Source organism: Bacillus sp. PK3_68 (genome assembly GCF_003600835.1).
In the GTDB taxonomy this organism is placed as follows: Bacteria; Bacillota; Bacilli; order Bacillales; family Domibacillaceae; genus Pseudobacillus.
On sequence record NZ_NQYC01000001.1, the window covers coordinates 1152725 to 1172372 of the forward strand.

The following is a 19648-nucleotide window of genomic DNA, read 5'->3' on the forward strand; positions in this document are numbered from 1 at the left end:
AAGGAAGGGGTGTATCCATTGCTTTATACAATAGCTGCCATTTTAGGCGCCATTATTCTGTATACTTTATATATGTATTTTTCCCGGAAAAAAGCGGTCCAATCGCTCTCGCAGGAAGAGTTCATTAAAGGTTACCGTAAAGCTCAGCTCATTGACGTCCGTGAACCGAACGAATTTGAAGCCGGCCATATTTTAGGCGCACGCAACATTCCGCTTACACAAATGAAAACGCGCATGAAAGAAATCCGCCCAGACAAGCCAGTGTATCTGTATTGCCAAAGCGGCCTGCGCAGCGGCAGAGCGGCTCAAACGTTATACAAAAAGGCTACCGTGACCTTTATCACCTGCAAGGCGGCTTTAAAAGCTGGACTGGAAAAGTGAAAAGCAAGTAAAAAACTGCCTCAAAGAGGCAGTTTTTTCTATTAAATTAAACGTTCTGCAGCTCTCTTTCGTAGCGAAGAACCGGCTTACGAGCGGCGGCCGTTTCATCAAGCCTGCCAATTACCGTTGTATGCGGTGCTTCCTGAACGATTTCCGGGTTGTCTTCAACTTCCTTCGCAATTTGGATCATGACGTCAATAAACGCATCAAGTGTTTCTTTTGACTCTGTTTCTGTCGGTTCAATCATCATACATTCTTCCACATTTAACGGGAAGTAGATTGTTGGCGGATGGAAGCCAAAATCAAGCAGACGCTTAGCGATATCAAGCGTGCGCACACCGAGTTTTTTCTGGCGCTTGCCACTCAATACAAACTCATGCTTGCAATGACGATCAAATGGTAGATCAAAGTAAGGAGCAAGCCTGCGCATCATATAGTTGGCATTTAACACGGCATATTCTGTTACTGCTTTTAAGCCGTCTGGCCCCATTGAGCGGATATACGTGTAAGCACGAACGTTGATTCCGAAGTTGCCGTAAAAAGGCTTCACGCGGCCAATAGACTGCGGACGATTATAGTCAAAACGATAGACTCCTTCTTCTTTAACCAGCACTGGCTTCGGCAAATAAGGAATTAAGTCCTTCTTGACACCGACAGGACCGGAACCCGGACCGCCACCGCCATGAGGACCGGTAAATGTTTTATGAAGATTTAAGTGAACGACATCAAATCCCATGTCCCCAGGCCGAGCTTTTGACATCACCGCATTTAAGTTAGCACCATCATAATACACCTTGCCGCCGACGCCATGAATAATCTCTGCAATTTCCAAGATATTCTCTTCAAACAAGCCGAGCGTATTCGGATTTGTCAGCATGAGCGCGGCTGTTGTTTCATCAGCTACCCGTCTTAAATCCTCTAAGTCAACCAAACCGTCTTCTCCTGATTTTACCGTCACTGTTTCAAACCCGGCAACTGTTGCAGAAGCCGGGTTTGTGCCATGAGCAGAATCAGGCACAATGACCTTCGTACGGTTAAACTCTCCATTTTCTTCATGGAAAGCACGGATCATCATTAATCCCGTCCACTCACCCTGAGCTCCAGCTGCTGGTTGAAGTGTCACTTCATCCATGCCCGTAATTTCTTTTAAGTGTTCTTGAAGATCATACAGCAGCTCCATCGCCCCCTGCACAGTCTCTTCTTGCTGAAGCGGATGAATGTGGGCAAAGCCATCCAAACGAGCAACGTCTTCATTGATTTTTGGATTGTATTTCATCGTGCAAGAACCGAGCGGATAAAATCCAGAGTCCACTCCATGATTTCTATTTGAAAGTGCTGTGTAATGACGCATAATATCCAGTTCAGAAACCTCTGGAAGTTCCGGCTCTTCTTCCCGCAAGTATCCTGCCGGCAAAAGGGTAGATAAATCTTTTTCTGGCACATCCAACTCAGGCAGACTATAGCCAATCCGCCCCGGCTGAGACAATTCAAAAATAAGCTCCTGGTCCTTCTTATTCATGGCTATCCCCCAATTCTTTTGCAAAGAGTTCAATTTCTTCTTTTGTCCGCATTTCTGTCACAGCAACAAGCATGCAGTTCTCCAGTCCCTCATAAGTAAGGCCAAGATCATAGCCGCCGATAATGCCTTTTTCGAGCAGCTTTTGATTTACTTCTTTTACTGGCTTATTCAGGCGGACCACAAACTCATTAAATACAGGCCCGTCAAATACAATGTCTACGCCGTGCTGCTTTAATGTTTCTCTCGCGAAAAATGCTTTTTGCAAGTTTTGTACCGCTATTTCTCGTACTCCTTTTTTGCCTAAAGCTGTCATTGCTACACTGGCCGCAAGAGCATTAAGCGCCTGATTGGAACAAATATTGGAAGTCGCTTTGTCACGGCGAATATGCTGCTCACGTGCTTGAAGCGTCAATACAAAGCCGCGTTGTCCTTGGTCATCATGCGTCTGGCCAACGAGGCGACCCGGAACTTTACGCATCAGCTTTTTCGTCACCGCAAAATATCCGCAGTGCGGCCCGCCAAATTGAGCTGGAATGCCGAATGGCTGCGCATCGCCGACCACTATGTCCGCTCCAAGCTTTCCAGGAGGCGTCAACGCACCGAGAGCAAGCGGGTTAGAAGAAACGACAAACATTGCTTTTGCGCTATGAGCTGCTTTTTCCACTTCAGAAAGTGACTCAATAGCTCCAAAGAAGTTAGGATATTGAACAATAACAGCTGCTGTATCGTTATCCACCAATGTATTTAATTGCTCAATATCTGTTACGCCATTTTTATGAGGGATAACGACTACCTCAATGTTCTGACCTTTAGCATATGTTTTTAACACATCGCGCGACTCTGGGTGAACGGTTTCTGACACGAGCACTTTCTTTCTTTTCGTCTGGCCCGCACTTAGCATAGCCGCTTCCGCCAACGCTGTACCTCCGTCATACATAGAAGAGTTGGCCACATCCATACCTGTCAATTCACAAATCATTGTTTGGAACTCAAAGATCGCCTGCAGCTCTCCTTGGGAGATTTCCGGCTGGTACGGTGTATACGCTGTGTAAAACTCCGAACGGGAAATTACATGATCCACGATAGAAGGGGTATAATGATCATATACGCCCGCTCCTAAAAAGGAAGCATATTGCTTGGCATTTATATTCTTTGCTGCCAGTGAGCTTAATTCTTTTTTGAGTGCTGGTTCCGCTTTCGCTTTCTTAATATCATATAATCCTTGAAAGCGTACTTTTTCAGGAATATCCGCAAACAATTCGTCTATTGTTTGGACACCCACTGCTGCAAGCATTTCCTTTTTGTCCGTTTCTGTCATCGGCAAGTAACGATGCTTCATAATGTTTTCCCTTCCCTCTTCTTTTATTTTGAACGTTTATAGAATGGCGGTTTTACAGTTTTAGCTGCCAGCTTCTTACCGCGGACTTCCACCAGCAGTTCTTTACCAGGTACAGCACATTCTGCTTTTACTAAAGCGAGCCCGATATTTTTCTTTAAAGTCGGCGACTGAGTGCCGGTTGTCACATGACCAACTTGTTCTTCGCCTGAAAAAACAGTATATCCATGGCGCGGAATCCCCCGGTCAATCATTTCAAGACCAATCAGTTTTCGCTCCGGACCATTTTCTTTCTGTTCCTTTAGAACTTCCAGCCCGATAAAATCATCTTTATTTGTTTTCACAGCAAAGCCTAAGCCCGCTTCAATTGGAGAAATGTCTTCTGCCAGTTCTTGACCGTACAGCGCTAGATTTGCTTCAAACCGCAAAGTATCACGGGCACCAAGACCACATGGAAGAAGCCCATCTTCTTCACCTGCTTCTAGAAGATCCTGCCACAGCTTAGGGGCCTCCTCACTGCGACTGTAAATTTCAAAGCCGTCTTCTCCCGTGTAACCAGTGCGTGACACAAGAGCAGGCACCCCATTGATTCTGACTTCTTGACGGAATTTAAAAGGCCTGATTTCGCCCAAATCCAAGTCAGATACAAGCTTTTGCAAGATTCCTTCTGCGGCTGGCCCTTGGATGGCAAGCTGTGCCCAGTCTTTTGATACATTTTCGATTTGCACGTCTCCTGCCTGATGCTTCTTTAGCCAGGCAAAATCCTTATCTGTGTTAGCAGCATTGACAACAAGCAGGTAATTTTCTTCAGCAAGCATGTAAACAAGCAAATCATCAACAGCTCCGCCTTTTTCATTGCACATAATTGTATACATCGCTTGGTTCGGCTGCAGCTTTGACAAATCATTCGTCATCATCTTTTGGAGGAAAGCCAATGCGCCTTCTCCTTTTACAGTAACCTCACCCATGTGGGAAACGTCAAAAAGTCCTGCTTTTGTCCGGACAGCTTCATGTTCTTCCTTAATGCTTGAGAACTGAACAGGCAGCTCCCATCCTCCAAAGTCAATTGTTTTTGCTCCAGACTGCTTATACCATTCAAACAATGGCGTGCGCTTTAACTCTCCCATTTCCCTACCCCTCTCTCATTGTCATTCTCGCGGTTCAGCCCATTATTTTTGCATAAAAAAAGACAGAGAACAGCTTATAAAAGTTGTTCTCTGTCCTTGAACCTGAAAGTTTAACCTGATGAACAGGCTGTCTTCTTTGGTGGTTTCGTTACGAAACGCTCTCCAGAGTCGCGTCCAGCAAGAGTTCTTTTGCCTGAGAGATTCACAAAAAGCTTGTTTGCTCCTTCGGCGCTGTATGAACAGTCTCTCCCCTCGCCTTCATTCGCTATATTTAATTAATAAATGGGCATACTATGAACATCTGATTCATACGAATCAAGAATGTTCGCTTTTTTGTAAAATGACATAATATTTTGTTCAATTACATCCTACCATTAAAGGTAAGGTTTCGGCAACATATTTTATAAAGGAGTTTTTCAAATGAATGTGGAAATCTATTTTAATCACGCCTGGGAAGAAGAATTAGAGAAAAGAATAGAACAAGACGGGCCGTGGGGCAATTGGCCGCTCTTTCAATCAACTGTAAACATGGAAACACGAATGATGGTGCCGAATTTTGAAGGATTGTTAGCTCCTAGCTTTTTACCAGAGCTTACGGCCTTGCCCCATCAGCTTGAAGCAGCTAGAAGAGTAGTGGAAGAAATGAATGGAAAAGCGATTTTAGCGGACGAAGTAGGGCTGGGAAAAACGATTGAAGCCGGATTGGTATTAAAAGAATACTTGATCCGTGGCCTCGTGAAAAAAGTGTTAATTTTAGCTCCAGCTTCCCTTGTCTCCCAATGGGCCAATGAATTAAATAGTAAGTTTTATATTCCTGCTATCGCTCAGAAAAAATTTTATGCGTGGGATCAGCATGACATCGTCATCTCGTCTATCGACACGGCGAAGCGAAGCCCTCACAAAGAAAAGATCTATGAACAAGACTATGATTTAGTCATTATCGATGAGGCTCATAAATTAAAAAACCATAAAACCAAAAACTATCAGTTTGTCCGTCATTTAAAAAAGAAGTTTTGCCTGCTTTTAACGGCAACACCTATTCAAAACCGTCTTGATGAAATGTTTCATCTTGTTTCATTATTAAAGCCCGGCCATCTTGGTAGCGAAGGACAATTTACAGAGCGGTTTAAAAAGGGCGACCGCCAGGTACAAAATCATCATCATTTAATCAAGCTAATGAATAAAGTGATGATTCGTAACCGCCGGCAGGATACAGGGGTGGAATGGACAGCGAGAAAAGTAGAATCAGTAAAAGTAACGTTCACAGAAGAAGAACGTTCCCTCTATCAGGCTCTTGAGTATTTCGTTCGCAGCCAGCCTGACGATGTACGATCTTCCTTTTCTTTGCTTACTTTGCAACGGGAAGCTTGCAGCAGCAAAGAGGCAGTCTTTTTTACCTTGAAGAACATGGCTAGAAAGCTGTACGGAGATCATCTTGATTTTCCGGAGAGTTTCCAAAACGTTTTGTCCCACATCCAAAATGTAACACGAAACTCAAAAGCGGAAAAAGCGCTTGAACTCGTTCAATCTATTAATGATAAAGTCATTATCTTTACTGAATATCGAGCCACTCAATTATATTTGCAATGGTTCTTTAAACAAAACGGCATTTCGTCCGTTCCTTTTCGTGGTGGCTTTAAGCGCGGGAAAAAAGATTGGATGAAACAACTTTTTGAAAAGCAGGCACAAGTCTTAATTGCTACAGAAGCTGGCGGAGAAGGATTAAACCTGCAGTTTTGTCACCATGTCATTAACTTTGACCTTCCCTGGAATCCGATGCGCCTTGAACAAAGAATTGGCCGTGTTCATCGTTTCGGGCAAACGAAAGATGTACGCATTTACAATTTCAGCACTGAAGATACGATTGAAGACAGAATTCTGCAGCTTCTTTATGAAAAAATCCATTTATTTGAACAAGCTGTCGGACAATTAGATGATATTTTAGAGAAAATGGACATTCCCAATATGCAGGAACACTTGGCTGATATTTTTCAAAACTCAAGAACGGAAGGAGAGCTGCGCGTCAAGATGAAAAACCTTGAAGCTGTCATTGATCTGGCTAACGAGTGGCATGAAGAGGAGGAATCATTTAGTGAAAAACGAAATTCATCTATTTCTTGAAAATTATTTTAGAGCAGCTGAATGCACATTTTTACAAGAAACAGAAGGAGCCCTCTGTGTAAAGCTGACTCCTGAGATTGATAAGGAACTAATGAACCGGCCCTTTTACTGGCATTATGCCGAAAAAACTGGAATGAAGGCAGAACCACTTTCGTTAACACTGATTACCGATCAGGCAAAAGCGCCTCCGAATATTGAAGGAGAAAGCGTGCATTTCGGTACACCGCGCTTACAGCAAATTTTTGAATCAGCAAAGAAACATACAAGTTTCATCCGACTTTACGAACAGAGAGAGTCTGGCAGCCAGCAGCCGCTTCAGCCCTGGCTCTTAGTTAATATAAAGGTCTCCTATGAAGCAAATCACAAAAAAGATATCTTTCATTCACTGGGCCTCAATTTAATTAATGGAGCAATTCAAGAAGAATTTATGAATGTACTCAATCGGAAGCTATTAGTATCAAAAATCCCTGACTTTTCTTTTACCATTACTCCTTTAATCAAGCCGAAAAGCGGCGTCAAAAGGCTTCAACGTTTTTTGACATCCCGACTTGAAAAAGAAACTCATGATTGGGCGGTAAAAGCTAAGAAAGAATGGGAAGAGGATTTGGTCTTACTTGATTATTTTTATGAAGATGAGGAGAAGCCCGAAGCTTATTTTATTGAAAAGGCCGCATTGGAAAAACAGTATTCTCCGAAGATTCATGTAGATATTATTAATGGCGGTGTAATCTATTTGCACTCATAGATAAAAAGCGCTGGCCATCACTTTTTATGAAAGAGCTGGCGCAGCGCTAATGGAAGCAGGCCGAACCACCTAAAAGAAAAGTTGGCACGGCCAGCCCGCTTTTGGTGTCGCTTTTCTTTCCTTACTTTTTTCGGTTCACTAAAATAACCGAGAAACGTTTCTACAAAATATCTTACATAGTCGCTCATATACACCGCCTCCTGTAGTCGGTGTCATTTTTTCCAGTTTTGCCTTATTTTAAACGCTGTTTATTCAACCCATTGGATAATCCGTCTCTCCGTCATGCTGTAAATAACTTTTGTTGAAAAGCGGGAATCCGGTTTATTGGTCTTTAAATGAACCACTACTAGTTCTTCTCCCTCGTTGGGCTGAGCGGCATAAACGACTTTTCCGCGATTTGTACGATACTCGCCGTACAGGGAGGTTCCTTGTTCCAACAAGGGAAGAATTTCCTGAAGGGTCATTGATTCTATCACTTTTGTTTCATAATAATCTGTCAAAAACAAAGCTGTCTTCTGCTTGCTCACAAAAATACCCGTTCCGAAAATGGCAGCTGTGCAAACAATAGTGAAAAGTAGAAGTGTATAAGGAAGAATGACTCCCTTTTCATTGGTGATTACACCTTTCATATAGCCTCTCCTGCAAATATATGAAATTGTGCCTTTTCTTTCTCACCATTTTTAAAGCCTGCCTCCGCGCACAACAGTGAACCACATGGATAAAATTGTATGGATGAAGCTTGCTGAAGAATCATCTCATGCCCTCTGCCACCCACTCTTCTTCTTACGCCATCATTATATTTTTCAATTGAAATAACATCTGTTCCTTGAATAAACGTCAGTTTTTGCGCGCTTATTTGAAGAGAATGGGAAACATTTATTTCCTTTCTAAGCTGCAGTACAAACAGCTCCCACTCTGCCCTTCTTTCCGGCTTAAGTTGTTCTTCTGTCTGATATACTGCTCCGTATATAAGCGGGAAGAGAGCAGCAATACTGATAAAGATGAGTAAAACGAACAAAGACTCTACGATTGTAAACCCCCTATTGTTTCTTAATACAGTAGACTTCTCCCGATACTTCAAAACAAGCTGATCCAATGCTCGTTTCCCAGGAAATATCATATTTCTCTCCCTCTCTCTCATAGACCACGTGAAAGTCTTCTCCTTCAATCATTTGCTTTGCCCCCTCTTCATATAAAAGCCTCATCCCCTTTTGCCTCTCCCAAAGGGCTTTGGATTGTCCTGTCATTTGCCCCATCAATGGCAGTATAAAAGCGGCTAGCATGGCTATGACCATTAAAGATAGTAAGCTTTCTGCAAGTGTAAAGCCCCCTTCATTGTTCTTTAACATAAAATCTCCCCTTGCCAATTTGAAAAATCAACGAAATGTGACGATCAAGGTATTCAAAATGAACGGTGCCAAAGCTGCTTGTATTCCCATTCGGCAAAAAAGATAATTTGGCTAACGATCCATCCACATATCGAATAGTATCAGGCATGCTCCTTTGAACAAACAAGTTCGTAGGAGCAGTCAGCGGCCGAATGGTATAGCGATTTTCCGTATAAATAAACCTCACTTCCACTACCTCTTGCTTGGCAATAGCATACGACTGAGCGAGAAACAGGTCTGCCTGCAGTTGATTGAGAAATTGTTGTTTTTCAAAGTCAGCAGCTACCCTTGGAAAAGGAAGCACAGCTACCGATAGTAAAACGACTATAACTGTGAGAATGACCATCGTTTCAACAAGGGTAAAGCCCTCATCTGATCTTGCGCACCGTTCTATTTTATTTAACAATTGATACCTCTCCATCGGCTCCAATCTTTAATTGGTCTCCATTTGGGCAAGCTGTTTCATCGCTTCTTAAATAACCGCTCTCTACCATATCCCCGACGGATGATGGAAATTTCTTTAAATCAATCCGGTAAGCCTGCACCTGTCCTTGCACCATATGTTTAAATGCTGTACATCCTTTGCTATTAATATTGCGGCTCTGTTTTGCTACATTTGGAATAGCGATAAATAACAATACTGAAATGACTAATAAAACAATCATCATTTCAATTAATGTAAACCCTGATTCATTTTTTACTAGACGATTTATTTTCACCGGCTCATCCTCCCTCTTTAAATAGAACCCATCATTTGAAACATAGGCAGCATCACTGACAAGTAAATGGCGACAACTACGAGGCCGACAAACAAAAAGATAGCTGGCTGCAAAACGGCTAGTCCTCTTTTTATCTTTTTCTCGATGATCACATCGCAAAACTGGCTAAATAAGAGCAACTCTTGAGCTAACCGCCCATTCGTTTCCCCATGTCGGAGAATACGGGGCAGCTCGGGAACAAAACCTGAGACTTGCTCCGCTGACTCAGCAAGGGACTGTCCAGTCACTAAATGAAGATTCATTTCTAAAGCAACCTGTCTTAATATCGGATGCATGGTCTGCTCTTGTAAAATCAGCAGCACTTCATTAACAGCAAAGCCGCTTTGTAGCAAATAAGAAACTTCTTTAGCGAATAAACGGGTAAGAAATAAAGTGAAATAAGTAGAGGGAACTGGGATTTTCACCATCCAATTAATTTTACTTCGAGGAGTTTGTCTTTGATAATGAAAAAAGAAAGATAGAGAAGCAACTGCCAAACCAGCAGCAGCTAGTAGAATGAAGGAGGGGCCCTGTTGCAAAAAAGCAATAAGCAAGAGGGTACTTCCGCTCGGGGCAAAGCTGAGAGCAGCGTACAGCTCTTCAAATCGCGGCATTAAAAATTGATTTAAAAGAAGCAACAGCATAAATAAAAGAAACAACAAGAATATCGGGTACTGAAGAAGCTTCGCTAGCTTTTCCTTTGCCTCCTCGGTCTTTTTCCAGTGCTCCCCCGCATATATTAGCGTTTCCGGCAAACGACCGTGTTTTTCGGCAAAGTACACTTGCAGACAAATCATTGATGGAAAGTTAAGCATGTGAAGAATCTCATTTAAAGATGTCCCGTCATTTAACTCAGAACGGATTTTCTGAATTGATTTGTGATGATTGCGGTCAAAATTCATCAACAAAAACTCAAGGGCCTGACTCATCGTAAACCCTTGGTTCAACATCTCTCCCAATCTGAGAATGAATTCCCCTTGATACTTCCCCGCTTTTCTTTTCCTCCAATACCCAGCGATCATATTCAGTTTGAGAGAGATATCCAAGAGCGATCCCCTTTCTTAATAAGTGTTTTAATAATGGATAGTGGTAAAAGCACGGCTCTCCTTTTGCTTCATTTAGTACAGCCTGCAGATCCGACCCGCTCAATATTTCATACACAGTAGCCTGTTTTCGTTGTTTTTCCGAAACACAGTGCAGAGAGCAGTTGGTTCCGCATGCTGGGCACAGAAGATTAACAAGACGCTGGGCTGTTACACCTATCAGCGTTTGCTGAATTTCATGCCATTTTAAACCAAATTCAAGCAGTCGGAACACTGCTCCTTTTGCATCGCGCGTATGCAAGGTAGTCAAAACGAGATGGCCTGTAAGTGAAGCACGGATAGCAATTCTGGCCGTTTCTTCATCACGAATTTCTCCTACCATAATCACGTCAGGATCATGTCTTAAAATAGCTTTTAATCCCGTTGAGTAAGTTACTCCTGCTTTTTCATTCACTTGCACTTGCAACCACTGATCATTTTGTTTTTCCACAGGGTCTTCAAGAGTAATGACGTTGCGGCCATGCTCGCTAGCACTGTGCTGGATCAAAGAATAAAGGGTAGTCGTTTTACCGCTGCCGGTCGGGCCGGTAAAAATAATTAATCCATGAGAATGCGCTAAAAGAGCAAGCAATTTTCTAGCAGAGTTTGGAAACAGGGAAAGTTGAAGCAGGTCGGGTACCTCCTGTTGAGGAAGAAGGCGAATGACGAGGCTTTCTTTTGAAAGGGCAGTGGGTAAAGTAGAGATGCGCAAAGAGACCAAAAAGCTTGAAATTTCAAGTTGAAATGCACCACTTTGCGGCTTTCTTTTTTCTCCGATGTCCATCGAGGCCATAAACTTAAAATGGGAAATCAGTCTTTCCCCTTCACGTATGGAGAACTGACTATGAGGAATAAGCTCGCCTTGGGAGCGGATTTGGACGAAGTAACCGTGCTTACGGGGGATAAAGTGGATATCCGTCGAACGGAGAGCAAGGGCCTCCTGCAAAAGCTTTTCGACAGCTTCTTCAATAACCATTTCTTTTTATTTCACCACCTTTCATTCTCGTTCATTAACCATATTCGACAACATTCGAAAAACCCCTCCTGCTTTTTTAATTTTACTGAAAGCTATTTATTACTGGCGAGTGACGGGGTTAGAGTAAAATACAAAATAAACGGCACCATAAGATAGAGATATCACGCAATCTTCACAAAGTGACTGAAAGTATGTTTACAATACTATCTTCATTCCATTATAATAAGATATTGATGGAGTGACGAATAAAGGAGGGATACATAATGGACCGCATGTTTCGCGTATTAGCATTCTGGACTGGAATCTTTGCTGTCATGTTCTATCTTGGCGATATGCATAAAACGGCTTTACTATTCCTTGGCCAGACCGGATTCTTCTTAATTGTAGGCTATTTAAATTTAACTGAACGTATGTACGTGTACCTTTTTGCAGCATACTTAACTGTATTCTTCTGTGGATACACTTACTGGACTACCTTTATGGTAACTCCTGGAGCAGGCCATTAATTCATGGTTCTGTCAGCCGGTCTATAATGACCGGTTTTTTTATTTTGCCCAATATCAAAAAGGCTGTCCAAACTAGGGCACAAACCTGTTTCTCCATTCAAGAGAAGAAGGTCCGGCCGGCGTAAGACAGCCTTCACTTTTTTTAGAAGCCGTTTAAAAACGGATTGCGCTCCATTTCATCACCAATCATCGTTGCTGGTCCGTGGCCAGGAAGTACAATCACTTCTTCTGGCAAGGTCAATAAATGATTATGAATACTGTGAATTAGCTGCTCGTGGTTCCCGCCCGGTAAATCCGTCCGTCCAATGCTTCCCATGAATAACGTATCCCCGGCGAATACAGCATTTCCTTCATCAAAAAAATAAGAGACACTCCCCGGCGAGTGGCCAGGTGTGTGAAACAGCTGAAAAGAAAACGGGCCTACTGTTAATGACTTCTCATCTGTTAGAAGATGATCGGCTGGCTGACCGCTAACTTTCCCCAATTGAAAACGGGCAGAACCGTTTAAATCCGGATTAGTTAGCCATTCTGCTTCTTCTTTATGTAAATAAACAGGAATATCAAACGCCTTCCTCACCTGCTCAACTGCCCCAATATGATCAAAATGGGCATGTGTAAGCAAAATAGCAAGGGGCTTTAAATGATTTTGATTTAACCATTCAACCAACTTCTCTCCCTCTGCTCCCGGATCAAATACAATGCACTCCCTCTCTTCATTAGATAATATATAACAATTAGTTTGCAGTGCGCCTAACGGCAATTGCGTCCAGTTCATGCTACCTTCTCCCGCCTTTCCTTATGACTATACTTATCGTACCAGCGAATCGTGTCTTTTTAAAGAACTATGATTTTTCAACTCGACAAACATTAAAAAAAACTATAGAATAGTGATGAATATGTACTGATTTTACATAATTATCTTTAGTCGATCATTATCAAGTGATCCAGGAAAGGAGTTTGACTTATGTACGGCTTAGTGATTATCTTTACTCTCATAACTCTTCTTGCCTTGTTCAGCACAGTAAACGCTTTAAAAAACAAAAACCTTTTAGGCATTATTTTTGGACTCGGCACTCTAGGAGTATTCGGATGGTTTACAATCATGACACTTATCCATCAAGGGTATCCTGCTGCTTAATTCACTCTTTAGACGAAATCCTCTCCTGTTTTTTACAGCAGAGGATTTTTTATTTCCTTTAATCACTTTCCTTGATAGTCATCCCAGATAAAAAAACCCTGCCGGTTGTCGGCAGGGTTTTTTAATTTATCTTACTTTTTAGCTGAATTTGGGTCATAGAAACGAAGCAGATCACCGTAAATGATTCGGTCAGAATAATTCAATTCGGTTGCCGCTTTTTCTATATATGGCGTGCAGTAGTTTTTGTCAGTTGGCTGTTCCGTTGCTTTATCCCAACATTTATTGTCTGCGTAGACATAATCTTTCGTTACAAACCGGCCATCACGGAACACAGCGAGATTTTCATGGTCCTCAGACAATAAATCTTGTCCAAACTGCAAATCATCCTTTGTTTCGATTCCAAGCAAGTGCAGAAGTGTTGGACGAACATCAATTTGGCCGCCTACCTTATCAATCACTCTTCCTTTCACACCAGGAATGTGAATCATGAATGGCACTTTCTGCAGCTGTGTTGAAACAAATGGCGTAACTTCTTTTCCTAAGTACTGGCTCATTGCTTCATTGTGATTTTCAGAGATCCCATAGTGGTCACCGTAAAGAACAATGACGGAGTTTTCATAAAGCCCGGAAGCCTTTAAATCCTCCACAAATTTCTTCAATGCTTCATCCGTATAACGTACAGTGACAAAATAGCGGTTTAGCGTACCGCTGTTGGAAGTAAATTCATCAATGAACTGGTCTTCCTCGTCATAATAGAACGGATGATGGTTCGTTAACGTAAGCAATTTTGAATAAAATGGTTTCGGCATTTCCTTCATATGCTGTACGGACTGTTCAAAAAACGGCCCATCCTTCATTCCCCAGTTCACGCTATTGTCCTCATTGATCTCATAATCTCCAGCTTCATAAAAACGCTGATATCCTAAAGACTTATACATAATATCCCGATTCCAAAAGCTTTTATTATTGGCATGCATTGCATTAGAGAAATAGCCGTTCTCCCCTAACTTCTCTGCCATGGAATTAAACTCATTGCCTGAATGGGTAAAGAAAACGGCCCCACGGCTTAGCGGGTAAAGCGAGTTTTCTGTTAAAAATTCAGCATCTGAGGTTTTCCCTTGTCCTGTTTGGTGGTAAAAGTTATTAAAGTATAAGCTTTGTTTGGCAAATTGATTCATAAACGGTGTAATTTCCTGGCCGTTTACTTTATTATTCATCACAAATTCTTGTGTGGATTCGACAGATACCATAATTAAATTCTTGCCTTTAGCCACGCCGAATAAATCATCATTTGGTTTGGCATAATTGGCATCTGAATAGTTTTCAATATCCGCCAATTCACTGCCATCAGCAAGTGCCCGCTGTGCAGAGGACTTCGATTGTAAAATGACGTCGTAAATGTGGTAGTTAAATGTCCCTATATTCTTCACCAGCATTTCACGGTCAAATGTTCTTGTTAAAAGCTGCGGACGTTCAATTTCAGAAAGACCCAGATTTAAAAAGAACATCGCGGCCGCTGCTAAAAAATAGGCCCGACGATTCATTTTTGTCATGGAACGAAAACTTACTAATTTAGGTTTTACTTTTAAGATCACCATAAGCACGATAAGATCGGCGAAATAGAAAATATCATACCATTTAAACTCTTCTGTCACACTATTGCCCAAGTCAGCAAAGTTGCTTGTTTGAAATAATAAAGGCATAGTGATAAAATCGTTGAAAAAACGATAGAAAACTACGTTCGCATAAAGCAAGAAAGTCAACAAGAAACTCGTGATGATTAAATAACGGTTTCTAGCTTTATCACTTTTAAAAAACATACTGATCCCCATAATGAGCATAATAAAGCTCAATGGGTTAATAAAGAGAATAAATGCTTGCAATGTATTTTCAATTTCAATTTTAAAGCTCGTTTGATAGATAATATACGTTTTAATCCATAAGAACAAAACGACAACAGCGATTAAAGATACATTGTTGCGTAAGGTTCCTTTCATCCAATAACCTCCTTAATACGCACCGTACAGATTACTGCTTTGTATAAAGACCGTCCACTATAAAAACATCATAGCTAATCTTAATACTTTTTTTACAAAAAAGCAAACGTGAGAAAATAGAGATTTTGTAGAATGATAGTTTGACACCCCATCCTCTAGCCTTTTATCATACGACCAACGAAGGATAAAAGTTTCATTTTTACAAAAAAAGGAACCTTTTCAAAAGGTCCCTCTCTGTCGAAGATTATTGGCGGCTGCGCTTTTCCTTTTCAAGTCTACGTTCCTGTCTTATAACGAGCAGCGCCTGCTGAAAATCTCTTACTTCTAGCAATTGGGAATCATACAAGTCCCTCAGTTCTGCTTCCATCAAATCCAAGTCAGCCAGACGGTCACCAACATAAATGAAAATACCGTACCGCTTCAAAAGCTGCTGTACATCCCACATCATTTTCAACTTGATCAACGGCTCCCTTGCTAAGTTTTCCTGTTGCCTAATCCTCGCTCTTTAACTTGTTATCCGTTCATGCTTTTTATTCAGAAAAGCCCAAATAAAGACCACCCGCCGATAATAAACAAGCTGCTGCGAGAAAAGCAAGCTGCATCATTGGCTTTTTCTTTGTTGGAAAATGAACGGCACCAGTAGCTAGAAAGCCGCCGATTAAACCACCAATGTGTCCAGCGTTATCAATTCCTGATGCTGAAAAGCCAAAGATGAGATTGATTAAAATAATGACAATGATACTCGTGCCCATTGTTCGAAAAAATAGACGCGGATAAATGACACCAAAGTAAAGAAGAGCTCCAAAGCAGCCAAAGATGGCTCCGCTCGCACCGGCTGACAAATTAGAATTCATCACAAAGCTGGCTAGCGTGCCCATGAACCCTGAAAATAAATAAATGAAAAGAAAGCGAGATCGTCCATATATCTGTTCTACAGCTGTTCCAAGAAAATATAAAGCAAAGGTATTCATCAGCAAATGCAAGAAGCCTATATGTAAAAAGATAGGAGTAAAGAAACGCCACCACTCTCCGTCAAGAATGAGCGGGTTGAACTTCGCTCCAAAACGGATTAGGTTTTCTGAATTGGTGCTGCCTCCGGTTAGCTCTAACAAAAAAAACACGATAACTTGAGCGGCAATAAATATATAGGAAAAGAACGGCGTAGAAAAATGAAAGACCTTTTTATCTTCCTCGCTCCTTTTCACCGAATGAACAAGAGCGGCCCTTTTATAGGCAACGGTTTCTTCCTCAGAACCCGGCTCAAAGAAAGCGGGCTCTAACCCTCCGGGAAATAAGCGGCTAAATGAGTCTGCTGCTTCACGCATCTGTCCCTGAGCAAACAAGACCGATGTAACTTTTGTCCGCTTTCCTTTTGGAAAGTAAACGGGTTCTTTTAAATAAGATTCGTATTCGTCAACTGGCGGATAGAGAGATAAATACAAATTGACTACTGTTAGCTCCCGCTTGCCCAACTGCTTTCTAATGCTTTCTCCCATAGCTGCTACTTGTTCTATATCACGGCGCATTCTGCTGCTCCAGTCCAGGTCACTATATATCATTCGAATAAACTGTGCCGGCTTATTAGATAAGTTTTCAAATAACATTTCCTGACGATTTTCATCCACTTGAACAATTTGATAATCTTGTTCTACAACCAGGAAATATGCCAGCTTCCAAAACAAGTTATTTTCATAAGAACCCATTTCACCACTGCCTTTATTCGTTTTCTTTTACAGTAACTATAACGAATGGAAAAAGCGAATGTAAAGCGTAGACTACTTGGCTTCCGATTCACAAACAATGACTTCTTCTTCCGCAATGATCTGTTGTACTGGTAAGTCATGAGGTTCTCTTGGAAGTTGCTCCATCAATTGCTGAGAGAAAGCAAGTGCCACAGTGTTTCCATTATATCCTGCTAGGAAGCGGTCATAATAGCCCCCTCCAAAACCGAGACGGCTGCCAGATCGGCAAAAAGCAAGACCCGGTACAATAATCAGATCCATCAGCGAGCGCTCTACCAGCTGATTACAAGAAGGAATGGGTTCGTACAGATCAAAATAAACCATTTCTAATTCAGTAAATGATGTCAGCTTGTAAAAGTTCAACTTTTTCTCCGCTGGTATACACTTTGGCACCACCATCCTTTTTCCTTCCAGCCAGCCTTGTCGAATAATTTGCCATGTATCTACTTCCGGCGCATTAGAAACCGTCACTGCTACTGTCTTCGCTTCCTTCCATTCCTTTAAAGAAAACAATCGACGGGCAATTTGAAAAGACAATTGTTCATAGGCAAGCCTGTCTAACTTCGACAGTTCTTCTTTTACTCGCTGCCTTACCATTTGTTTATTCATCAAGGGTCCGCCTCCATTCTTTAGGTGCTCGGCTTTTTATGTACAAAAAAACAGCAGGAAATAAATCCCCGCTGCTTACTTTGTTTCACGGTGTGCAGTAACACGTTTTTCTCTAGAACAATATTTTTTCAGTTCAAGACGATCAGGATTGTTACGCTTGTTTTTAGTAGAGATATAATTACGATCACCGCACTCAGTGCATGCTAAAGTGATATTTACGCGCATCTTTTTTTCCCTCCAAACTTTTCAATACAATTGTATCTTCTTTACGACTTTTCTATAATAGCACTTTTCTTCTATAAATGCTAGTCTGACTTTACTATTCAGCAGTGTAATAAAAAATTCTTCATGAGTCCGAAACAAAGACGTCCTGCACAACAAATAACTGGTTTGAATGTACCTTTATTCACGTTATAATAAGCAATGAGGTGAATAAAAATGGATGGACTAATCATTGGGCTGGCTGTAGCAGGCATCGGCTTTCTTTTGTTATCTTTTTTCCTGAAAGATCGCTCGCGCCTGCTTGAAAAAGAAGTAGAAGACTTGTCTATGCAATTTTTGCAAGAGACCTATCAATTAAAGAAAAAGATAAAAGTCCTTGAAGAAGAGCTGTTAATCGGAACGCCTGCCACCTCTTTTCAAGAAACAGCCTCCACTAGCGAAACGACTGTTGGCATAAACGAAATTTTGAAAAATCAAGTCATCTCCCTCTACTATCAAGGAGCTAAAATGGAAGAGATCTCCAGGCAATCCTCCCTGACTCTTTCGCAAGTCCGGCAGATTTTAGCCCCGTATAGGAATGAAGGGAAAGGATGATAGCATGAATAAGCAAACCATGAGAGCCTTTGCGTTCGGCCTTCTTGCCTCCGCCCTTGCCTTACTCATTTACAGGGAAGCAGCTGGTTCATCATCATTGCCCGAGAAAGAAATGGTCCAAAGTCTTGAAAAAAAACAATATGTCGTATGGACCGCAAAAGAAGCGGCACAGCAAAAGCAAGAAAAAGAACAACTTGAGCAGAAATTAAACCAGGTAACTTCAGGAAATAATACGGGTAAGAAAGCAACAGAACAGGCAAAAAAAGAAAGCACAAGCCGTAAAAAAAACTATACCTTACGCATTGAATCCGGCATGTCCTCTTCAGAAGTCGGCCGAATTCTAAAAAAAGCCGGAATAGTAGAAGACAGTGAAAAATTCAACGATTATTTAACTGAAAATGGCTATGCGGAAAAACTTCAAGTCGGTGAACATACGGTTCACCCCTCAATGTCAATGAAAGAAATAGCTGTTGTTTTAACAACCAAGTAAAGGCTGCCCCTCAAAGGGCAGCCTTTACTTTCTTCATTGCCTAACAACAGCGCTTTTCCCTCATGTATTTCAGGAAAGGAGATTAGCTTATCAGGCACTTAGCCGAACCGTCCTGTAATATAGTCTTCTGTGCGGTTATCTTTTGGATGGTTAAAAATAGCATATGTGTCATCATATTCGATTACTTCTCCATTAAGGAAGAAAGCTGTCTTATCAGAAATCCGTGAAGCCTGCTGCATATTATGCGTGACAATAATAATAGAATACTTTTCCTTTAACTCCTGGATCAGTTCTTCTACTTTTAAAGTAGAAACCGGGTCAAGCGCCGAAGTCGGCTCATCCATTAATAAAACGTCCGGTTCTAGCGCAAGGCTGCGGGCAATACAAAGACGCTGCTGCTGACCGCCGGATAAACCATAAGCAGATTCGTGAAGCCTGTCTTTTACTTCATCCCAAATGGCTGCCTGGCGCAAGCTCTTCTCGACCGTTTCATGAATGATTTGTTTATTTTTGATTCCATGAATCCTTAATCCAAAAGCAATATTCTCAAAAATTGATTTTGGAAACGGATTTGGTTTTTGAAACACCATGCCCACTCTCGTACGCAATTCTTCAACATGAAAGTCCTTGCTAAAAATATTTCTTCCTCGATATTCAATGGCTCCGGATGTTCTAACATTGGGAACGAGGTCAACCATGCGGTTTAATGTTTTAATATAAGTTGACTTTCCACATCCTGAAGGACCAATAATGGCTGTTACTTCTCTTTCTTTCATATCAAGATTAATATTTTTTAATGCATGATGATTCCCATACCAGAGATTGCATTTTTTTGTACTATAAACGGTTTGACGCTCAACAGGTGCTTGTTCTTTGATTCTCTTCTCTTTTGTTTTAAAGGCGACTAGTGCCATCTT

The 19648-nt window shown here is 41.5% G+C and carries 24 protein-coding genes, 1 pseudogene and 2 riboswitches; of the genes and pseudogenes, 7 read left to right on the forward strand and 18 right to left on the reverse strand.

Annotation, left to right across the window (positions count from 1 at the left end):
* Positions 1-72: 72 nt before the first annotated feature.
* Positions 73-392, forward strand: a pseudogene (locus CJ483_RS06040) (rhodanese-like domain-containing protein).
* 35 nt (positions 393-427) lie between these two features.
* Here the strand turns inward: CJ483_RS06040 and gcvPB are convergent.
* The 3 genes from gcvPB to gcvT are packed head-to-tail and all read right to left on the reverse strand — an operon-like array spanning position 428 to position 4363.
* A complete protein-coding gene (gcvPB, locus tag CJ483_RS06045; protein WP_120032951.1) occupies positions 428-1900 on the reverse strand; it encodes an aminomethyl-transferring glycine dehydrogenase subunit GcvPB in 1473 nt (490 codons plus the stop codon).
* Complete coding sequence (gcvPA, locus tag CJ483_RS06050) at positions 1893-3239, reverse strand: aminomethyl-transferring glycine dehydrogenase subunit GcvPA (RefSeq protein ID WP_120032955.1); 1347 nt, start codon at positions 3237-3239, stop codon at positions 1893-1895. The genes gcvPB and gcvPA overlap by 8 nt, the downstream gene beginning before the upstream one ends.
* Before the next feature lie 23 nt (positions 3240-3262).
* The gene (gcvT, locus tag CJ483_RS06055) at positions 3263-4363 is read right to left on the reverse strand and encodes a glycine cleavage system aminomethyltransferase GcvT (protein ID WP_120032959.1); all 1101 of its coding nucleotides are present in this window, start codon (positions 4361-4363) and stop codon (positions 3263-3265) included.
* 88 nt (positions 4364-4451) lie between these two features.
* Positions 4452-4531, reverse strand: a riboswitch (glycine riboswitch).
* Positions 4532-4534: 3 nt separating this feature from the next.
* A riboswitch (glycine riboswitch) is annotated at positions 4535-4625 on the reverse strand.
* Positions 4626-4783: 158 nt separating this feature from the next.
* On the opposite strand from gcvT, the gene CJ483_RS06060 reads away from it, so the two are divergent.
* Complete coding sequence (locus CJ483_RS06060) at positions 4784-6484, forward strand: DEAD/DEAH box helicase (RefSeq protein WP_120032962.1); 1701 nt, start codon at positions 4784-4786, stop codon at positions 6482-6484.
* Positions 6456-7229 (forward strand): YqhG family protein, encoded by a 774-nt coding sequence (locus tag CJ483_RS06065; protein ID WP_340853332.1) that lies wholly within the window; start codon positions 6456-6458, stop codon positions 7227-7229. The genes CJ483_RS06060 and CJ483_RS06065 overlap by 29 nt, the downstream gene beginning before the upstream one ends.
* Before the next feature lie 17 nt (positions 7230-7246).
* Here the strand turns inward: CJ483_RS06065 and CJ483_RS06070 are convergent, their stop codons facing one another.
* The 8 genes from CJ483_RS06070 to comGA are packed head-to-tail and all read right to left on the reverse strand — an operon-like array spanning position 7247 to position 11433.
* On the reverse strand, positions 7247-7417 hold the full coding sequence (locus CJ483_RS06070) for a YqzE family protein (protein ID WP_120032968.1): 171 nt from the start codon (positions 7415-7417) through the stop codon (positions 7247-7249).
* Positions 7418-7477: 60 nt separating this feature from the next.
* The gene (locus CJ483_RS06075; RefSeq protein WP_120032971.1) at positions 7478-7858 is read right to left on the reverse strand and encodes a hypothetical protein; all 381 of its coding nucleotides are present in this window, start codon (positions 7856-7858) and stop codon (positions 7478-7480) included.
* On the reverse strand, positions 7855-8325 hold the full coding sequence (comGF, locus tag CJ483_RS06080) for a competence type IV pilus minor pilin ComGF (protein WP_182916977.1): 471 nt from the start codon (positions 8323-8325) through the stop codon (positions 7855-7857). The genes CJ483_RS06075 and comGF overlap by 4 nt, the downstream gene beginning before the upstream one ends.
* Entirely contained in the window at positions 8270-8578 is a 309-nt protein-coding gene (locus tag CJ483_RS24420; RefSeq protein WP_182916978.1) for a type II secretion system protein, read from the reverse strand. The genes comGF and CJ483_RS24420 overlap by 56 nt, the downstream gene beginning before the upstream one ends.
* Complete coding sequence (comGD, locus tag CJ483_RS06085) at positions 8562-9023, reverse strand: competence type IV pilus minor pilin ComGD (RefSeq protein ID WP_182916979.1); 462 nt, start codon at positions 9021-9023, stop codon at positions 8562-8564. Before comGD ends, CJ483_RS24420 begins: the two co-directional genes overlap by 17 nt.
* Entirely contained in the window at positions 9013-9336 is a 324-nt protein-coding gene (gene comGC / locus CJ483_RS06090) for a competence type IV pilus major pilin ComGC (protein WP_406909549.1), read from the reverse strand. The genes comGD and comGC overlap by 11 nt, the downstream gene beginning before the upstream one ends.
* Before the next feature lie 17 nt (positions 9337-9353).
* Positions 9354-10325 carry a competence type IV pilus assembly protein ComGB gene (gene comGB / locus CJ483_RS06095; RefSeq protein ID WP_259455785.1) on the reverse strand — a complete coding sequence of 324 codons (972 nt, stop codon included), beginning with the start codon at positions 10323-10325 and terminating at the stop codon, positions 9354-9356.
* On the reverse strand, positions 10288-11433 hold the full coding sequence (gene comGA / locus CJ483_RS06100; RefSeq protein WP_120032983.1) for a competence type IV pilus ATPase ComGA: 1146 nt from the start codon (positions 11431-11433) through the stop codon (positions 10288-10290). Before comGA ends, comGB begins: the two co-directional genes overlap by 38 nt.
* A gap of 263 nt (positions 11434-11696) precedes the next feature.
* Between comGA and CJ483_RS06105 the strand changes: the two genes are divergently transcribed.
* Entirely contained in the window at positions 11697-11939 is a 243-nt protein-coding gene (locus tag CJ483_RS06105) for a DUF2626 domain-containing protein (protein ID WP_120032986.1), read from the forward strand.
* 142 nt (positions 11940-12081) lie between these two features.
* Here CJ483_RS06105 and CJ483_RS06110 read toward each other — a convergent pair whose 3' ends face one another.
* A complete protein-coding gene (locus CJ483_RS06110) occupies positions 12082-12714 on the reverse strand; it encodes an MBL fold metallo-hydrolase (protein ID WP_120032989.1) in 633 nt (210 codons plus the stop codon).
* 189 nt (positions 12715-12903) lie between these two features.
* Between CJ483_RS06110 and CJ483_RS06115 the strand changes: the two genes are divergently transcribed.
* A complete protein-coding gene (locus tag CJ483_RS06115; RefSeq protein WP_120032992.1) occupies positions 12904-13077 on the forward strand; it encodes a DUF2759 domain-containing protein in 174 nt (57 codons plus the stop codon).
* Between the two features lie 131 nt (positions 13078-13208).
* Here the strand turns inward: CJ483_RS06115 and CJ483_RS06120 are convergent, their stop codons facing one another.
* The 5 genes from CJ483_RS06120 to rpmG form a co-directional block, all read right to left on the reverse strand.
* A complete protein-coding gene (locus CJ483_RS06120; RefSeq protein WP_120032995.1) occupies positions 13209-15074 on the reverse strand; it encodes an LTA synthase family protein in 1866 nt (621 codons plus the stop codon).
* 244 nt (positions 15075-15318) lie between these two features.
* Positions 15319-15528, reverse strand: coding sequence for a YqgQ family protein (locus tag CJ483_RS06125; RefSeq protein ID WP_120032998.1), 210 nt, complete (start codon positions 15526-15528; stop codon positions 15319-15321).
* Positions 15529-15604: 76 nt separating this feature from the next.
* Positions 15605-16777 carry a rhomboid family intramembrane serine protease gene (locus CJ483_RS06130; RefSeq protein WP_120033001.1) on the reverse strand — a complete coding sequence of 391 codons (1173 nt, stop codon included), beginning with the start codon at positions 16775-16777 and terminating at the stop codon, positions 15605-15607.
* A 72-nt stretch (positions 16778-16849) separates the two neighbouring features.
* Positions 16850-17425: a 5-formyltetrahydrofolate cyclo-ligase gene (locus tag CJ483_RS06135; protein WP_120033003.1), complete on the reverse strand. Its 576-nt coding sequence runs from the start codon at positions 17423-17425 to the stop codon at positions 16850-16852.
* Between the two features lie 75 nt (positions 17426-17500).
* Entirely contained in the window at positions 17501-17650 is a 150-nt protein-coding gene (gene rpmG / locus CJ483_RS06140; protein WP_077247170.1) for a 50S ribosomal protein L33, read from the reverse strand.
* A gap of 213 nt (positions 17651-17863) precedes the next feature.
* On the opposite strand from rpmG, the gene CJ483_RS06145 reads away from it, so the two are divergent.
* Together CJ483_RS06145 and CJ483_RS06150 are read left to right on the forward strand one after the other, a co-directional pair.
* Positions 17864-18241 (forward strand): hypothetical protein, encoded by a 378-nt coding sequence (locus tag CJ483_RS06145; protein WP_120033006.1) that lies wholly within the window; start codon positions 17864-17866, stop codon positions 18239-18241.
* A 4-nt stretch (positions 18242-18245) separates the two neighbouring features.
* A complete protein-coding gene (locus CJ483_RS06150) occupies positions 18246-18731 on the forward strand; it encodes an endolytic transglycosylase MltG (protein WP_182916981.1) in 486 nt (161 codons plus the stop codon).
* Between the two features lie 98 nt (positions 18732-18829).
* On the opposite strand, the gene pstB is transcribed toward CJ483_RS06150, so the two are convergent.
* On the reverse strand, positions 18830-19645 hold the full coding sequence (gene pstB / locus CJ483_RS06155) for a phosphate ABC transporter ATP-binding protein PstB (protein WP_120033012.1): 816 nt from the start codon (positions 19643-19645) through the stop codon (positions 18830-18832).
* Positions 19646-19648 lie beyond the last annotated feature (3 nt).

What these genes read in the sequence shown, in the direction of transcription:
- CJ483_RS06145 (WP_120033006.1), top strand. Translation starts at nt 17,864, where the DNA reads ATGGATGGACTAATCATTGGGCTGGCTGTAGCAGGCATCGGCTTTCTT.
- comGA (WP_120032983.1), bottom strand. Translation starts at nt 11,433, where the DNA reads ATGGTTATTGAAGAAGCTGTCGAAAAGCTTTTGCAGGAGGCCCTTGCT.
- CJ483_RS06075 (WP_120032971.1), bottom strand. Translation starts at nt 7,858, where the DNA reads ATGAAAGGTGTAATCACCAATGAAAAGGGAGTCATTCTTCCTTATACA.
- CJ483_RS06135 (WP_120033003.1), bottom strand. Translation starts at nt 17,425, where the DNA reads ATGAATAAACAAATGGTAAGGCAGCGAGTAAAAGAAGAACTGTCGAAG.
- CJ483_RS06130 (WP_120033001.1), bottom strand. Translation starts at nt 16,777, where the DNA reads ATGGGTTCTTATGAAAATAACTTGTTTTGGAAGCTGGCATATTTCCTG.
- CJ483_RS06105 (WP_120032986.1), top strand. Translation starts at nt 11,697, where the DNA reads ATGGACCGCATGTTTCGCGTATTAGCATTCTGGACTGGAATCTTTGCT.
- CJ483_RS06060 (WP_120032962.1), top strand. Translation starts at nt 4,784, where the DNA reads ATGAATGTGGAAATCTATTTTAATCACGCCTGGGAAGAAGAATTAGAG.
- pstB (WP_120033012.1), bottom strand. Translation starts at nt 19,645, where the DNA reads ATGGCACTAGTCGCCTTTAAAACAAAAGAGAAGAGAATCAAAGAACAA.
- gcvT (WP_120032959.1), bottom strand. Translation starts at nt 4,363, where the DNA reads ATGGGAGAGTTAAAGCGCACGCCATTGTTTGAATGGTATAAGCAGTCT.
- comGB (WP_259455785.1), bottom strand. Translation starts at nt 10,325, where the DNA reads ATGTTGAACCAAGGGTTTACGATGAGTCAGGCCCTTGAGTTTTTGTTG.
- gcvPB (WP_120032951.1), bottom strand. Translation starts at nt 1,900, where the DNA reads ATGAATAAGAAGGACCAGGAGCTTATTTTTGAATTGTCTCAGCCGGGG.
- CJ483_RS06150 (WP_182916981.1), top strand. Translation starts at nt 18,246, where the DNA reads ATGAATAAGCAAACCATGAGAGCCTTTGCGTTCGGCCTTCTTGCCTCC.
- gcvPA (WP_120032955.1), bottom strand. Translation starts at nt 3,239, where the DNA reads ATGAAGCATCGTTACTTGCCGATGACAGAAACGGACAAAAAGGAAATG.
- CJ483_RS06070 (WP_120032968.1), bottom strand. Translation starts at nt 7,417, where the DNA reads ATGAGCGACTATGTAAGATATTTTGTAGAAACGTTTCTCGGTTATTTT.
- CJ483_RS06110 (WP_120032989.1), bottom strand. Translation starts at nt 12,714, where the DNA reads ATGAACTGGACGCAATTGCCGTTAGGCGCACTGCAAACTAATTGTTAT.
- CJ483_RS24420 (WP_182916978.1), bottom strand. Translation starts at nt 8,578, where the DNA reads ATGTTAAAGAACAATGAAGGGGGCTTTACACTTGCAGAAAGCTTACTA.
- rpmG (WP_077247170.1), bottom strand. Translation starts at nt 17,650, where the DNA reads ATGCGCGTAAATATCACTTTAGCATGCACTGAGTGCGGTGATCGTAAT.
- CJ483_RS06115 (WP_120032992.1), top strand. Translation starts at nt 12,904, where the DNA reads ATGTACGGCTTAGTGATTATCTTTACTCTCATAACTCTTCTTGCCTTG.
- CJ483_RS06120 (WP_120032995.1), bottom strand. Translation starts at nt 15,074, where the DNA reads ATGAAAGGAACCTTACGCAACAATGTATCTTTAATCGCTGTTGTCGTT.